Origin of the sequence: Nitrospira sp., assembly GCA_015709715.1 — a bacterium.
GTDB lineage: Bacteria > Nitrospirota > Nitrospiria > Nitrospirales > Nitrospiraceae > Nitrospira_A.
The window spans coordinates 3756605-3773870 of record CP054184.1 but is presented as its reverse complement, the minus strand read 5'-3'; the positions used below and the strand labels follow the sequence as shown (position 1 = coordinate 3773870).

The 17266-nt window shown below is 65.2% G+C and carries 8 protein-coding genes; all 8 read left to right on the top strand.

Going from position 1 to position 17266, the window contains the following annotated elements; genetic code table 11:
* Window positions 1-3 precede the first annotated feature (3 nt).
* A complete protein-coding gene (locus tag HRU82_18000; GenBank protein QOJ36727.1) occupies window positions 4-2397 on the top strand; it encodes a S8 family serine peptidase in 2394 nt (797 codons plus the stop codon).
* Window positions 2394-5672 carry a hypothetical protein gene (locus HRU82_17995; GenBank protein ID QOJ36726.1) on the top strand — a complete coding sequence of 1093 codons (3279 nt, stop codon included), beginning with the start codon at window positions 2394-2396 and terminating at the stop codon, window positions 5670-5672. Before HRU82_18000 ends, HRU82_17995 begins: the two co-directional genes overlap by 4 nt.
* A gap of 20 nt (window positions 5673-5692) precedes the next feature.
* Window positions 5693-8302, top strand: a complete 2610-nt coding sequence (locus HRU82_17990) for a hypothetical protein (GenBank protein ID QOJ36725.1) — start codon at window positions 5693-5695, stop codon at window positions 8300-8302.
* 20 nt (window positions 8303-8322) lie between these two features.
* On the top strand, window positions 8323-9132 hold the full coding sequence (locus HRU82_17985) for a hypothetical protein (protein QOJ36724.1): 810 nt from the start codon (window positions 8323-8325) through the stop codon (window positions 9130-9132).
* 62 nt (window positions 9133-9194) lie between these two features.
* Window positions 9195-14513: a hypothetical protein gene (locus tag HRU82_17980; protein ID QOJ36723.1), complete on the top strand. Its 5319-nt coding sequence runs from the start codon at window positions 9195-9197 to the stop codon at window positions 14511-14513.
* 2 nt (window positions 14514-14515) lie between these two features.
* Window positions 14516-16228 carry a hypothetical protein gene (locus HRU82_17975; protein ID QOJ36722.1) on the top strand — a complete coding sequence of 571 codons (1713 nt, stop codon included), beginning with the start codon at window positions 14516-14518 and terminating at the stop codon, window positions 16226-16228.
* Between the two features lie 132 nt (window positions 16229-16360).
* Entirely contained in the window at window positions 16361-16705 is a 345-nt protein-coding gene (locus tag HRU82_17970; protein QOJ36721.1) for a GNAT family N-acetyltransferase, read from the top strand.
* Between the two features lie 283 nt (window positions 16706-16988).
* On the top strand, window positions 16989-17261 hold the full coding sequence (locus tag HRU82_17965; protein QOJ36720.1) for a hypothetical protein: 273 nt from the start codon (window positions 16989-16991) through the stop codon (window positions 17259-17261).
* Window positions 17262-17266: the final 5 nt, after the last annotated feature.

Sequence of the window (17266 nt, the reverse complement as noted above, 5' to 3'; positions counted from 1 at the left end):
TCGATGAACAAAAAACTCGATCCCGGACTGCGGTCGAAACTCCGCGCCAAACAGGCCACCGGTGAGATGGCCATAGCCGCGCCCACAACACGCTCCCGCGCAAAGAGTGAGCAGGTGGGAGTCATCGTCGCCTTCACCGGCAACGTGGATGACCTGACCGCCGCCGGCTTCGTGCGACGTACGCTCGTCCGCCATCCTCGCAAGGGCTACAGCGTCGCCACCGGCGTCATCGCTTTCGACCGGCTCGACGACCTGGCCGCCATCACCCACGTCACCACCGTGGAGGGGCCGCGCCGCATGCATCGCGAACTCAACTTCAGCTTGAAGGAAATCCGCGCCACCGCCGTGCACAGCGGCCCCCACTCGCGTAAGGGCAAAGGCATCGTCGTCGGCATCATCGACAGCGGCATCGACTGGCGGCACGGTTCGTTTGTCGACGCGAGTGGAAAATCGAGGATTCTCGCGATCTGGGATCAAATGTTGGACTTTCGAGCGGGCGACACGAGAGGGCCCAACAATATCGGCGTCGTCTACGATCAAGACCAAATCACTCAAGCGCTCAAGGGCCGAGCCACCGTCCGCACCAAAGATGTCGATGCCAGCAACAACCGGGAGGGCCACGGTACCCATGTCGCGGGCATCGCCGCCGGCAACGGCAGACCTCCGACCTGCTGCCACGTCAGCCAAACCTATGTGGGCGTGGCACCGGAGGCCGAACTCATCGTCGTTCGCTACGACTATACCGACGAAGAGGAGATCGGCGAAAACCAACGTCTCATCGAAGCCATCGACTTCATCTTCGGCTTTCTCAGCAGCATCGACAAACCGAAGGTCATCAACATCAGCCAAGGCGACAACCTGGGGCCCCATGACGGCACGAGCGCCGTCGAGTTGGCGATCGACGCCCACGTGGAAACCGGCGACTTCCTGCACCATCCGCAGATCGTCGTCAAATCGGCCGGTAACGAAGGCGGCATGTTGCGACACGTGCAAGGTCGCGTGCCGGGCAACGGCAATCTGGAGGTGGAATTCGAAGTCCCGAACGGTCGCAGGCGCGATGCGTTGCTCGACCTCTGGTACGACCGGGCCGGCACGCTCAACCTGACGGTCACCGCGCCAGGCGGCACCGCCAGCGGCGTCGTCAACCATGGCACCGACCTCCCGGCCAACGCCGCCGCGCCGCCCTTCATCGCCAATCCCACAGCTGCCGCCAACCGGCAAACCCACGTGACGGTGGACGGCACCATCAACGGCGAACATGACCGGAACAACAACTTCCGCATCACCCTGGAACGTCCCCGTCGTGGCGCCATGCTCAACGGCTCGTGGAAGCTGACCCTCGCCAATCCCAACGCTACGCCCGTCGATTTTCACTGTTGGATCGAACGCGGCAAAAACACGCCCTGGTTCCTGCCCTCGAAAACTCCGGATGACGGCAAGGTCCGCGCGAGTCTCGACGCCACGCTCAGCATTCCCGGCACCGCGTCCCAAGTCATCACGGTCGCCAACCATGCCTCACGCACGAGCCGCTGCGATTGCTGGCCGTCGACCGGGATCGTCTCTTCTTCCAGTCGGGGCCCCGTCGCGAGGGGTGCCGCGACCAACCAGAAACCGGACATCGCCGCACCGGGATTAGAGATCACATCCGCCAAGGCCGATGCCGCCAACCTGCGGGGTCGCTGTTGCGACTGTTGCCCCGATGCCTGCTGTTGTCTGTATGAAGACCTGACCGGCACCAGCATGGCGGCCCCGCACGTGGCGGGGGCCATCGCGCTGCTTTTGGAGGAAAATCCTCGGCTCACCAGGGCCGACATCGTCCGCCACTTGCAGGCGACGGCACGCGAAAGACCGGCCGGCGGATGGGACGCGACCTGGGGCGGTGGAAAGCTCAATGTCCAAGCCGCCATCGAGGCCGTGCGCGCGGAAGCCGCCGGCGGCGGGCCCGGAGGCGGTGGAGGAGGCGGCGGCGCGCCTCGGATGATTCCGCCCTCGGCCTTCACGGGCAGTCCCGCGCCGTTCACCTCCTGGCTCCGCACGCTCCGGGAGCGGCTCAAGGACTATCCGGAAGGCGAGCACGTCGCCGCCGCCATGAGCCGACACTTCAGCGAAGCCCGGCGACTGATCAACAGCAATCGGCGCATCGCGACCATGTGGCATCGCGCGGCGGGACCGACGCTCCTGCGCCGCCTCATCCACGGCCCGAGGACCGGTGACGGCCCCCTGCCGATCGAGAAAGAATCGGCCTCTCGATACCTCGACCGCTGCCTGGATCTGCTGGCCCGACAGGGCAGCCCGAGATTGCGGCAGAGTCTCGACCGGTACCGATCGTTCGTGCCTATGCTGCTGACGGAGAGTTTCCCTGTCTCAATCGAACCACGGAGCTTGCCTCGACCATGAGCACCGTCGTCGGATCGCTCGAACAATTGGCCGGAGAACTCGCGCGGGTGTTCGAACCGCTGGTGCAGCGCGCCGAGACCGGCACGTTGGACGAAGTGCTACCTTGGCTGGGGCTGCGCTCATACGAGTTGGAACCGGACGCGACCGCACTGGATAATGCCCTGACCGCCACGGCCACGGCTGCTGCCGAACTCACTCCGCTGATCAACGACCTGGCCCAAGCCGTGACGCAGGACGATCGCGCAGCCATCGCCGCCACCGTCGCCGCCTTGTTGCAACAACTGCGCGCCACACTCCAAGGCATCGAGGGAGTGGTGCGGGCCCTCCAAACACTCGGCAACGATGCAACCCTCTCGCCTCGACACAAGACTGAACTCGCTGCCTTCGCTGGTCTGTTGCCGGAACGGCTTCTGCATCGTCTGGTAGCCGACTACCTTGAAGTCCGATTCCCTCAGGTGGCCCTGCTGCTGCTCGGCACCGGCGCGATCGAGGTTGTCGACGAGCCAGGCCTGCCGGAGGGGTCGCTGCAAGGCCCCTACGTCCGGAAGACCCTGCATCTCACTCGCCTGCTGCAGCTCTTCACCGATCCGACGGGATTGCTGCGTGAAGTCTATGGCTGGGGCGCGCCCTCGTTCGACGGGCTGACACTGTTCACGATGTTACAGAGGTTGTTGAACGAGAAGTTCGGCATTCCCGCTGAGATCCTCCACCCATCCGGTGAGCCGGCGCTGTTGGAAGCCTTCGGGTTCAACGCCGAGGTCAACCCGACGTTCTCGCCGCCCGGCCTGGACGTCACGTTGCGTGCGCCGGCCTCGATCGAACGCAGCGACACCATCACCGAGGACGCATGGCAAGTGACCTTCGATACGGTCGCCCGCGTCAGCAGCGATCTGACCGCTTCCATTCGCCCCCCCTTGGATCTCGATTTCCAATTGCCGGCAGGCGCCGCGATGGACGTGAGCCTGGGGGCCCAGTTCGCCCGCAAGAGCAACGCTGAACCCTTTGTCGTGATCGGCTCGGCGGAAGGGTCTCGCTTGGCCATGCAGGGCCTCCGCGCCTCCGTGAAACTGGAGCTGCATGTCGACGCGGCCGCACCGGCTCGCGCGCCCCTGAACCCGACGATTGCCTTCGCCATGGAACAGGGCGCGGTGGTGATCGATTTCTCCCAGGCCGATGGGTTTCTCGCCCAGATCTTCCCAAAGAATGGCGCCACCGCTCCTTTCGAGCTGGCCGGTGAGTGGTCGCTCCACCGCGGGCTCTCGCTGCAAGGCGGAGTGGGATTCGAAGCGACCCTGCCCCTGCACGTCACCCTGTTCAATGCGATTTCGATCGAGTCGCTGCGGCTCGCAGTCCGGTCGCACAGCGGCGAGGGTCAAGGCATCGACATCGAGGCCGCCACGAGCGCCACCCTCAAACTTGGCCCGGTCACAGCCGCCATCGACCAGGTGGGATTCGTTGCGACCCTCCGGCTCCCTCCAGGCGGTGGGAACCTGGCACCGCTCGACCTCTCACTTGGCTTCAAACCTCCGACCGGCCTGGGCCTGGCGATTGCGACGGCGGGGGTGACCGGCGGCGGGTTCCTGGGCTTCGATCCCCAACGGGCCGAATACAGCGGGATGCTGCAGCTGGAGCTGGCCGAGACGCTCGCCATCAAGGCCCTGGGGCTGCTCACCACTCGTCTGCCCGACGGCAGCAAGGGCTTCTCGCTCGTGCTTCTGCTGACCGCCGAAGGCTTCGCGCCGATTCCCGTCGGCTTGGGCTTCACCCTCACCGGCATCGGCGGCCTGGTCGCCCTGCATCGCACCGTCCGCACCGACGTGCTGCGCGAGGGCCTCAAGACCGGCACGTTGAATTCGGTGTTGTTTCCCCCCGATCCCTTGCGGAATGCCCCGCAGATCTTCAGCGACCTGCGCCGCGTGTTCCCGCCGACGGCAGGCCGCCATGTGGTCGGGCCAATGGTGCAACTACGCTGGGGGAGCCCGACCCTGCTCACCCTCGACCTGGCCCTGCTCGTCGAACTGCCGTCGCCGGTTCGCGTCGTGGTCTTGGGCCGCTTGCAAGTGCTGTTGCCGAACCAGACCCATCCGCTCGTGCAGATTCGCATGGATGCCTTGGGCGTGCTGGATGTGAGTGCCGAGACCGTGGCGTTGGATGCGACGCTCTATGATTCGCGCATTCTGCAATTCACCCTGACCGGCGACATGGCGCTCCGCGCGGGCTGGGGGCGTCAGCCACAGTTCGTCTTGGCGATCGGCGGGTTCCATCCGCGCTTTACGCCGCCGCCGGGGCTTCCGGCGTTACAACGGCTGGCGTTGCAGCTGGCCGACGGGAACTCGCTCCAGTTACGCTGCCAAGCCTACCTGGCGGTCACCTCCAATACGGTGCAGTTCGGCGCCCGGGTGGATCTGCATGCGGCGGGGGGTGGGTTCAGCTTCGACGGGATGCTCGGCTTCGATGCGATCATCCAGTTGGCCCCCTTGGCCTTCGAGGTCGACGTGGGCGCCGCCTTGGCGCTGCGCTATCGCGGGCGGCTGCTGGTGGGCGTCTCGTTCAAAGGCCGGCTGGCCGGGCCCACACCCTGGCAGGTGGAGGGCAAGGCCTCGATCAAGATCCTGTTCTTCTCGGTCTCGGTGTCCTTCTCACGGACGTTCGGAAGCAGGACGGCGCCGCCGCTGCCGGTTGCGGTGGATGTCGTCGGCTTGATCGCCGCGGCCCTGGCCGACCGGCGCAATTGGAGTGGGGCGCTTCCACGCAGTAGTGCCCCGGTGGTGACCATCAGAGAGACGCCGCCGCCGGCCAACGGACTCCGCGTGCATCCCTGGGCGGAGCTGACGCTGCGCGAGCGGATCGCGCCGTTGAACAGACCGCTCACGAAGCTGGGCACAGCCCCGTTGGTCGGCGGGCCCACGACGGTGACGGTCTCGGTGACGGATCGCGCCGGCGCGCAAGCCTGGCGGACGACGCCGGTGTCGGAGCCCTTCGCCCTCGCCCAGTATGAAGACCTGCGCGAGGACGAGCAGTTGGCGCAACCGGCGTTTGTGCCGCTCGACGGCGGCCTCACGGTGGCCGCCGACGATCTCGCGGTGGACGACGAGGCCGGCCTCGCGGCGCCGATTGCCTATGAGACCGTGCTGCTCGATCCGACCCGGCCGCCGGAGCGGCCCACGCCGGGCTATGTGCTCTCGGCGGCCGTGTTGGCGCGGGTGGCCCGCTTCGGCGCCGCCGGCCAAGCCCCGGCTCGCAAACGGCGGCATACCACAGCAGTTACGACATGATTCAAATGGGATGACACACCATGCCTGAACCGACCGCAGCTACCTATCGCTTCTACTCCTGGCTTCGCCAAGGACTCCTCGCAGGCCTCTCCGGTCCCGGCGCCACCAGCCCTGCCACGGCGGGACGCCTCGCCCTCCCCATCCGTCTCCGGGTGAACGACCGCGCACCCATCGACGTCAACGTGCAACTCTATGGCCCCGGCGACATCACCGGCCTGGACGCGCGCGAGATCATTCGCACGGAGCCGCATGCCCACATGACCGACTTCGAGCCGAACTATTTTCCGGCCATCGAATTCGATCGCCCCGATTTCCCCTGGCTCTTTACCCCGGCTGCGGCGGACGGCGCAGGGCGACTCCGTCCTTGGATCTGCTTGATCGTCGTTCCCAAGGAACGGGCCACGCTCAAGACCAACCCGCAGCGGCCCCTGCCGGCGATCACCTGCACCCTGGAAGACTTGCCCGACCTCGACCAGTCCTGGGCCTGGGCCCATGCCCAGATCGTAGCAGGCCAGAGCTCGACACCTGATCCTTCACCACGCGCGACGTTGCAACAGATACTCAACGACCATCCTGAACGGACGCTCTCGCGGCTGCTGGCGCCGCGGCGCCTCGATCCTAATACGCCCTACTACGCCTGCCTCGTGCCCACCTACGACGTGGGGAGGAAAGCGGGTCTGGGCGAGCCGATCACGCCGGAAGACGAACAGGCCTTGAAACCGGCTTGGGCAAAGAACGCCGCCGGACCGGTCACGCTGCCGGTTTTTTTCCAGTGGGAGTTCCGGACCGGCCTGGCGGGAGACTTCGAATCGCTCGCGCGCCGTTTGAAGGCCCAGTCCCTGCCTTCCACCGTGGGCTTGCGGCCGGTGGACATCCGAACCCCCGGCTGGGGTATGCCGACGTTGCCACCTGGTGCACCGGGCAGCCTATTGGATCTGGGTGGAGCCCTGCAGACTCCGGAGACGCAACCGCGCCCCTGGCCGGACCAACCGCGCAAAACGTTCCAACTGGCCCTTGGCGCCATCCTCAACGCGCCGGCAGCCATGGCCGGCACGAGCGGAGCCCCCGCCCTCCTCGGCCCGCCCCTCTACGGGCAATGGTACGTAGACCGGGACAGCGTGCCGCCCGCCGACCAACCGCCGCACTGGTTCCGCGATCTCAATCTTGATCCGCGCCACCGCATCGCCGCCGGCATCGGCACGATGGTGATTCGCAACGAGCAGGAGCCGTTGATGGCTTCGGCCTGGGATCAATTGGAACAAGAACGGCGGGATCGACAACGACTCAAGCGCGCGCAGTTGGCGGAGGCGGTCGGCGACAGTCTCTCGAAGAAACACTTCGCCGCGCTCGACCCGGCCGGGCTGCTGCAACTCACGGGACCGGCGTTACGAGCCTTGACGGGCATCGCCACGTCCCCCGCGACGCCGCCGACTGAGACCTCTCGCGTACTTTTCGGCCATCCGGCCGTGACCGGCGCATTTCGCCGCCTGACCCGCGCCCACGGCCCGATCGCCTCGCACGCTGCCAAACTCGACGGCCTTCGGCTCCCCCCCACGTCGCCCGCTTCGACGGCCGGCCAGGCGTTTCGCCCGCTCATGCAATTCGCCGTCGCCACCAAACAGCGGCAGGTGCCGGCGTTACGCGAATGGTCGGAGTTGAAGGTGGAAGTGCTGCGGCGCCTGGCACCCAAAGACGCAGTGTTGGCCGCAGTGCGGAACACGATGCCGACCGTCGAGAATACGGAGCTGACGACCTTCGCGCCGAGTTTTCCACAGCCGATGTATGAACCCCTGCGCGACTACGCACCGAACCTGTTGCTGCCCGGCATGGACCAGGTGCCGTCGAACACGATCGCGCTCCTGAAGACCAATCCCGAGTTGATCGAGGCCTACATGGTCGGGCTGAACCACGAGATGAGCCGCGAGCTGCTTTGGCGTGGGTTTCCGACCGATCAACGAGGCACCTACTTCCGGCAATTCTGGGACGCCGGCGGTGACGAACTTCCGACCACCGAGGCGGAACGTGAATCTCGTTTCGACATCACGCGGATCACCACCTGGGCAGCGGACAGCCTTCTCGGCACCCACAGCGCGCGCGGTTCGGCGGTCGGCCAGATGGTCCTGCTTATCCGCGGCGACCTCCTGCGGCGTTATCCAAGGGCCATGGTCTATGCGTTGGAGAGCGTCTGGTCTGCGGATGGCACCAAGCGGGAGTTGGGCACGACGGAACGGTATCCGATTTTCCGCGCGACGCAATCGCCGGACATCACCATGCTCGGGTTTCCGCTGACCGAAGCGGACGTGCGCGGAGCCGACAACAAAGCCGGAGGACACCCCGGCTGGTTCTTCGTGTTGCAGGAGCAGCCGACGGAACCGCGATTCGGCCTGGACGTCGCCACAACCTACGGCGGCACGCCCCCCCATTGGCGCGACCTCACCTGGGGCCATCTGGCGCAGAACGAGGCCGCGCTCAAACAAATCGTGTATGTGCCGATCGACGGCCTGCTGAACAACACCGTCGTCGATCAGATTCCATGGGGAAAAAACTCGGCGCACATGGCCACCATCACCAGACAACCGCCGTTCCGCGTGGCGGTCCATGCCAGAACCTGGCTACCGGGCCAGCAGTAGCGGCGGAAAGAGACGACACCATGCCTTACTTGGAACAGGAAACCGTGCGACTCCAGACAGCCCTGCAGGCCTTGGCCGCACAGCAGGGCACCTTGACGACCCAACTCACCGCCCAGCAGCAGGCGGTGACCGCGGCACAAGCCCAGCGCACCAACGCGCAGAACGGCGTGGCGCAGGCCCAGGCACGCATTCCGCCGCTGCAGGCAGCCGCCGCTTCGACAGACGCACAGGTTGCAGAGGCGCGACAGGACCTTCTCGATGCATCCGAACCGCCCCCCGGCATTCCCCCGGCTTCCTGGAGATTGCGCCTGGCCGCGCTGCGAAAAAAACTCGTCCAGGCCAAGGCCGCCGCAACGGCAGCCCATGCGAAGGTGGCCGAGGCGCAGCAGGGCGTGACGCAGGCCCAAGCACTGGTGCAGGCTGCGGACCGCCAGGTCGCGGCGGCGACAGCCACGGTGCAAGCCACCCAAGCCGCGATCGCCGCCCTCCAACCCCGCCGGCAGGAACTCCAAGCAAGGCTCACCGAGATCGAGCGCGTCAACATCGAGATCACCCGCGACCCGCTGGTGAGGGCGGCCCTGCAACAGGTGGCGGCGGAGCTTTCGGCCCGCACGGCGACATTGGAAGAATCCCATTTAGTGGCGCGCTTCGAGTTGGAGGATGCAGAAACGCTCCTCGCGAGCTTGCTTACCAGGCGCAACGAACTGACGACGCTTCTCGCCGACCTCGCAAGGCAAATCCCCGAGGCGGAGGCGCAGGCGGCGGCGGCCCAGCAGGCCCTTGCGGCAGCTGAAGCTGAAGTCACGACCGTCCTACAGGACGGCCCCTAGTCGCGATTGCAGCAGAACCGACCTTGAATCATGTGGGCTAAGTTGATGGAAGGATCAGCCGCGTGAGACCGATCGATGAAGGACCAGATATTCCCGAACGAGTGCCCCCGGCCCTGCTCCGGGCCTGGGCGACCAAACTCCGGCAGTTGCAAGCGGCACACGACCGGGCCGTCGCACGGGCCCAAGCCGCGCAACGGCGAGCCGCCCTGCTCATCAGGCAACGTGCGCTCTATCAGGCCGAGTTGGGCCAGGTGAACGCACAGATCACGGCTACACAAGAGGCGGTAACTCGCAAGAGAGCCGAGGTCGCGGCGTTGTCGGCGCAGGTGGATGAGCACCGAACCACTCGTGACGCCGCGACCGCCCGGCTGCTTGGCACTGATCGCCTCAGCGGCACGGTCGCCACGACCCATCCGCTGCTGCTGTTCCCCGTCCGTGTGGAAATCAGATTTGCCGCGAGACGGACGGGACCGGGTACCGACCTCCTGCTGCGCGTGTATCCGGACGACATCCATCTCGACAGCCACGAACCGGCTCTCACGGAAGAGGAAGAACGCCGCAGCAAGGAGTTTTGGGCCCATGTCGCCGCCGCCCCGGCAGGCACGGACCGGCAGGAACACATTAGGCAGGGCTGGCAACGCCTCACGGAACAATTCGGCACGACCCGCGCCGCCTGGATCGCCCATGTGCTCGATCCCGCCCAAGCCGGAACGGTCTCTCGTCGCAACGACAGTTGGACGCGCGCGCCCCACACCCAGGTCCTCCCGGATCGCTGGGTCGCCGTCGGCTATCGCAGCGATGCAGCGCGCGTCACTGCCTGGGGCAAGCCAATCCCCGAGACCGTGGCGGTCGGGCCGGACCCAGGCAGCACAGGCCCGCTCAACAGCAACGGGCTGCCGCCCCTCGACGAAGGCATGAAGTGGATCACGGATTTCGACGCGGCTGAATCGATCGGGATGGGTCTACGTATTCCCATCACAGAGGAGGACGCCCAGGCCGGATTCGACCGGATCGTGGTGCTAGGTCTCAAGGCCTCGTGGGATGCCCAGACTACGGCCGACCGATTGGTCCGCTTGTTCGATGCTCACCATTACACCGGCAGTCTCGCCCTCGTGGAGCAACAGGTGCCGACGAACAACACCGCGGGAGCCTCCGCCGGGTATCGATCGACCGGGCGCGACGCCGCCGACAGCATGGGCGTCGAGCTGGGTTCCTCGCTGATCCATCCAGGTTCCGACGGTGACCTGCTGGCGCAGGCCCTGGGCTTGCCGGCTTCCGTCTTTGCCCATGTCCGCGGAGCAGACGGAGCGGAACAACGCCGTGCCTCACTCATGCAGGCAGCCCTTCTCGCGCTCTGCGACAGTCCGCTCTTACGGCAACTCCTCGGCGCAGCCGGAGCGGACGTCCTGCGCGACCACTTCACGAAGCACGTCCGCGCCCGCGGACCCCTGCCGGTCCTGCGCGTCGACAGCCAACCCTATGGCCTGTTGCCGGTGGCGGCGCTCGACCGATGGATCTCGACGACCGATCAGGACCAGGACAAGGCTCTGGCTGCCTGGTGGCGTGCCCAACAATTGACACGTCGCCGCCAAGTGCCCCAGGCCCTCCAGACTACGGTGGAGTCCAACCCTGTCGTGCTCTTGGCGCAGGAAGCGAACGCTTTTCGTTACACCTTGCGCGAATTTCCCGAGATCTCCACTCAACAGCCGCCTGTGCCGCAACGGCTGCTCACCGACGCTTTCCGAACACTCCTGCTGACTCGCGCGCTCTCCACACCGCACGAGCCGGCCTGGGACGAAGTGACGACCTTGCCCGAACCGGTTCGGCAGCAGCTGCTCGCGGAAGTGATGGATCTGCTCACCTATCGCCTCGATGCCTGGGGGACATCCCTCGCCACCAGGCGGCTGGCCGTCATGCGGCAGGCCACGCCCGCCGGCATCAGGCTCGGCGCCTACGGCTGGGTGGAACAGGTCCGCCGAGCCGCCCCCCTGCAACCGATCCCGTCGCCACCGCTCGGTGTCACCACGCCGATCTCGCGCTCGGAACAAAATAAGGGATTCGTCCAGGCCCCTTCGCTCGCCCATGCGGCGACGGCAGCCGTGCTGCGGAGCGGGTATCTCTCGCAGGAGTCGAATCGCGCATCCGGCGCCGCACCCTTCGCGGTCGACCTGTCGTCAGAACGGGTCCACCGGGCAAAGTGGCTGCTCGACGGTGTGCGCCAGGGTCAGTCCCTCAGCGCGCTGCTCGGGTATCGGTTCGAGCGCCATCTCCACGAACGCGGATTGGATCGCTACATCCAACGGTTCCGCGCGCTCATCAGCTTCACCTACCACGACCGCTTCGCCGACATCCGGGGCACCGTCACACGAGCCGAACGGTTGGCGCAAGAGGTAACCCTGCTGACGGCACAACGCGACCAGGCCCTGCGCCGAGCGGAGGACGCCCGCGGCTTGAAGGCCGAGCGAGAGCGCCGTGAGCAAACCTATCGCGCCGAGATCGGGACGATCGCCGCGCTCGCGCAACAGGCGCAGGCCGCGGAGACACAGGCGACGCAGGCGGCCCAGGTGCTGGCGCAACAACAGGCGGCGAAACCGCAGGGCAAAGTGATGCAGCCTTCCGCTCGGCGTTTTGCCGTCCAGTTGTTGGAAGCGCGCGACTTGGATGAATGGGACAACCGCGTGGAACAGTTGACCCAGACCCATACCACAGCCCTGGCCCAAGCCGCAGCGGCACGGCAGAGAGTCAGCGCACAAGAGGGTACGCGCCTGCTGGCGGAACGGGCCCAGGCCAAGCTCCTCAACGTCGCCGATCCGGATTCGATTCCGGCCGCGCAGCAGTTGGTCGCACGACAAGAGACACTCGCCGCAGAACTCGACCGCCAAGTACTCGCCAAAGAAGGCGGGCAACGTGGCAAGGCCATGGCCGACCTCATCGCCGCAAGGGCGGCACTCACCACGCGCCTCGCCACGCAATGGAATGAGGCACTGAAGTCGTTGCCGGCTGCCGCCGTCGTGGACGGGCTGGCCCTGCACCGACGATGGACCGCAAGCCAACAACGGCAAGCGCCACAAACTCCCTGGGATGTCACGACCATTCCGTTCGGCAACGCGACCTTGGGATTTCCGCCGCCCGGCAGCCTGGACTTCACAGCGCTGGTGGAGGCGCTCAAGGCGCTCGACGATCTGGTCGACTCCGTTGGCGACAGCGTCGTGGCCGAGAGCGTGTATCAGTTGGTTCAAGGCAACCCCCTCCGCTCCGGCGCCACGTTGGATGCCATCGCCGCGGGTGAAGTTCCGCCGCCTGACTTGGAGGTGATCCGCACGCCGAGAAGCGGGGTCGGGTTGACGCATCGCCTTTGCACGCTGTTTCCGGCGACCGACGGGACAGCACCGGCTGGCTGGCCGACGACCACCCCATCGGCACGGGCTCAAGCCGAACCGATCCTCAACGCCTGGGTGGCGATGCTGCTGCCCAACCCGGCCCAGGTCCGTTGCAAAGCGGACTACGTCAACCAGCAGGACGGACAGGTCTATCAGGCGGTCGAGAGCGCGCTCACTACGCTCGGGCTGGCACCGCTGGATGCCGTCTATCTGGCCGAAGGCAGTGACCGGGCGCAACAGGCCGAATTGGAGCAACGTTGGCGGTTCGTGCTGCAGCAGACCCGTCCCGCGACCGTCCCGCCGGACGCGCTCATTCGATTACAGTTTGGCCGCGACAACGGCTGGGGCGTGGAGATCGTCAGCGTGAGCGAATGGTGCGAAGTCACGGTCACGGTGCGCCGCCTGCTCAGCAACGCCCGCCCGCTCGACGGACGAGACCTATCGTTGCCCGAATCGCCTGCCGACTCGGGCCTGGACCATGAAGAGTTTGCCGGCCGCGCGACCCGCGCCTTGCAGGCCTTGACCAGCGCGCACCGTATCTTGAACGACCTCCTATCACCTCCCTCCTCAGACGACCTGACTTCCGACCTCGACCAGGTCCGCCGCGCCCTGTTCGGTTTGGCGAGCTTCGGCATACCGAGCGCCGTCCCGATGGACATCGGCGGCACGGGACCGGAAGCGCGGTCGTTGCTCCTGACTCAGGCGCGCTCGGTCGTCCTCGAAGCGCAACGTCGGCTGGACCGCGTGGCCGAATCCGAGCAGGGCTTCGAGCGGGCAAGCGCCACGCCGGAAGAACGGCGCGATCACGACCTGGCTCGATTGCGCATCATCTTCGGCCAAGACTTCCTGGCGTTGCCCCGCCTGACTGCGGCCAACGCTGCACAGTTGAACGAGACGTTCGCCGCCGGCCTCTCGCTCCAAGGGCAAGATCCGCTGGCCGCCGTCACCTGGTTCCAGCGTGTCGCCTACGTCCGCTCCGGCGCGACGCGCCTAAACGAAGCCATGCTCTATGCAGAAACCGTGGGCAGCGCCGCGCTCCGGTTCCAGGTCGGACAACTCCCCTTTCAGGCGCAGGATCGCTGGGTGGCCCTGCCGCAGGCGCCGGACCAGCCGTTCCCACGCGGGCGCCTCTCGCTGGTGGCACAGATGGCGTCGGCACAACCGCTCCGCTTCGACCAGCCCTTCTGCGGGCTCCTGATCGACGAATGGGTGGAGACGGTGCCCAGCCCCAGCGAAACGACCGGCGTGGCCTTCCATTACGATCAACCGAACAACGCGCCTCCACAGGCGCTGTTGCTGGCCGTGCCCTCGGATCGGCGTGCGACCTGGGACCTCAACAGCCTGGAAGCCGTTCTGCACGAGACGATGGATTTGGCCAGGCTCCGCGCCGTCGCACCAGACAGCGGGGACGAAGTGATCTGGGTGGAGGATCAACTGCCGGAAGGCGCCGCGCCCTTCGGCGACGGCGAGGGCTGGATCTGGGTGCGCATGAAGCCGGAACCGCTCTCCGGCACACGCGCCCATCAATCGGTGGTCGCCGCCGGCATGCACCAACATTTTTTCCGAGGAGCCAAGGCCCCGCTGTTCGTCAGCGTGGGAGACCGCCTGTTCGCGCACGTCTACCTCGATCCTGCGCGTATGCCTCGACAGCTGATGTTGCAGTGGCATGACGGCAGTTGGGAGCATCGCGCCTATTGGGGAGAGAACCTCATTCCGTGGGGCACCGACAATACCGTCAGCCGGCAGTACATGGGGCCCCTACCGCCGCCCGGCCGATGGGTGCGGCTCGAAGTGCCAGCCGCAACCGTGGGGGTCGAAGGACGGATCGTGGACGGCATGGCCTTCACCCTGTTCGACGGCATGGCCACGTGGGATCGCGCCGGCAAACGCGCGTTGCAGCCGGTCGGTTCCGGTGAGCAGGACCCATCGGCACCGGCGCTGCTGTTTACCGGCGGCACCCTCGACTTCAGCGGCGTCATCGATCCAACGATAGGAGCCTAGGCATGCCCTCCCGAATCAGACTCGACATGAGCACCCACAACCCCGATCTGCAAGATGGTTTGCAAGCGCGCATCCACGACCCGCTCTGGATGTTGGGCCGTCAATGGCAGTTCGGCGAGTTCAACGGGGCCGATGCCGGTTCACCTGCCGCCGCGCAGGTGATCGTGGATACAGCCGCCGTCACCCGCTATCAACCGGGGCCACGCTCCGGCTCGCATCCGGCCAGGCTCTACGCAACCGCCGGCTTGGCCTTGGAAACGCTGGTGGAAGCGGAACCAGTGACGGACGACTCACGCCCCAACTGGCGCCTCGCCGCCGAATCAGGACGGCATCTGCTGCGCCTGCTGGAAACGGCCAGGCTCGGGCCCACCCGCGCCCAGTGGTTAGCAAGCAGTTATGTGCTGGCCGCCCCCACAGCAGAACAGGCCAAGCAGATCGACGCCGCGAGCCTGTCCTTCATCCGCGTGCTGAGCGGCCGCACCATCGACGGACTGCGGTTTGCTGCGCACATGAGAGTGCTGCAGGCCGGCAACAGGTTGAATGATTTGTTTCGCAACGCGCCGTTCGATCAGGTGACCGACGTGGATCGTCCTAAGATTCTCGCCATCCTGACCACCTGGCTGACTTGGCTCGACGGCCTGTTCCAACAAGGCACCGCTCCTTCCGCCTGGATACCTGAACGGATGGAATACGCCCTGAGTATTGCCGCCAAGACGGCGGCGGGTGAAGTGGTGCTGACCGCGCCGGAATATTTCGATGGACGGCTGGACTGGTTTTCGTTCACGACGAGTTCGGGAAATGGGCTGGGCGCCATCGAAAGCCGCACCTCCGTCACAGAGGCCTTTCTCCCCGCACCGGTCTCGTTTCGCGGCATGCCCTCCGCGCGCTTGTGGGAGTTCGAAGACGGCGCCGTGAATTTTGCGAGCATCCAGGCCGCACCGCAGGACCTGGCCCGCCTGCTGCTCGTAAAGTTCGCGCTGGAATACAGCAACGACTGGTTCCTGTTGCCGCTCGAACTTCCCGTCGGCGCACTCTCGCAAATCCGCGCGCTCGTCGTGGCCAACACGTTCGGCGAACGGTTCCTCATTCCCCACACGACCGAGGTGGATGGGCCTGCCACGCCCTGGCGCATGTTCAGCCTCACGAACGACACACAGAACCTGTTCTTCCTGCCGCCGGTGTTAGGCCCGATGTTGGAGAGCCGGCCGGTGGAAGACCTGTCGTTGTTGAGGGATGAGATGGCCAACGTGGCCTGGGCCGTCGAGCGAGTCGTCGAAAGCGCCGCCGGTCGCCCGTTAGACCGTCATGAAGCCTATCAAGCAACGCTGGCGGAACAGCCGCCCTCCCCTGCCGCTGACACTGACGGCGCACCGCTGGTGTACCGGCTCGGCACGACGGTGCCTGACTATTGGATTCCGTTGCTCCCGGTCAAGGACGGGACGACCCTGCGACTCAAGCGTGGCGCACTGCCGGCATTCGACGAAGGTGGCATTCAGGGCCTGCAACTCCCTCAGGGGCGATTGCTCGAACCGAGCCGCGAGTTGTTGCTCTACGAGGAAGAAGTGCCACGCGAAGGGGCACGCGTCATCAGAACCTATCAATATGCACGCTGGATCGACGGCACGACGCACCTCTGGATCGGCCGCCGCAAGGGCCCAGGCAGAGGGGAAGGCTCAAGTGGGCTGCAGTTCGATGTGGTGGAGAAGAGGGAATGAAAATTCTCTGATCAGCTTCTCCCCTCCAACGACAAGCACCAGAACAATGAGTCTGAAAGTGCATTTTGCTCCAATCAATGAGGACGGCAGCCGCGTGGCTACGCGGGCCCTCTACCTGAGGTGGCACGCGAGGTGTTCAGAGCGACCGTCGATCTCTACGAGACCGTCGGTTTTGACGTACCCTGGATTGGTTACCTTGCTCTGGCAGATGAGACACCTGTGGGCGCGTGTGGATTCAAATCGCTGCCGGAGAATGGACGGGTAGAGATTGCCTATTTTATGTTCCCGGAATGTGCGGGGCTCGGATTCGCCTCTGCAATGGCTGCGAGACTCGTAGCGTTGGCGAGGCAGCACGAGCCCTCTGTCGTCGTGGCAGCCCAGACATTACCGGTACGCAATGCGTCGCATCGAGTTCTTGAAAAATTTGGATTTCAGCATGTGGAAACTATCGAGCATCCGGAGGGCGGACTCGTTTGAGAATGGCAACTGACTGGCGGGGGTTCGATGCGGAGGAGGAGAGGGTAATTATCGATCAGCTGCCATGAGAGTAATAATTCGAGTACCAGCGTCGTTTACCTCCCTACGTGTCTTACTCTCTAACAGGTGGTCAATAGAAACAATACACGTATTTCATGAGGGTACAGGTACCTTCACAATGAGGTTGCTTTCCCAGATTCATAAGCGTAGAAGCTGGTACGTGTTTATCCTCGTCCACTTGGATACTCGCCCATTAATAGGTATGGCCGCGAGGAGGTGTTAGATGGGTGATGAACCCGAGCATAATTCGGTGACCATCGGTAACCTGCCCCATCAGGAAGCAGGGATTTTGGAGAAGGTGCTTGCGGCATCGTTCGAGGAGGCTCCAGTTACAATCTCCAGATATCTGGAACAACTTTCCCCCAGCCTAATTGGTTCGAGACTTGAACTCTTCCTTAAATCTCTATGGCACCATTTCGAGGGAATACGCATAGCTCGTGCAGAAGGTAAGTTTGAGATGGCTCCGCTTCTTTGGACAGAATCTTTCAGTTCATAAGTGGT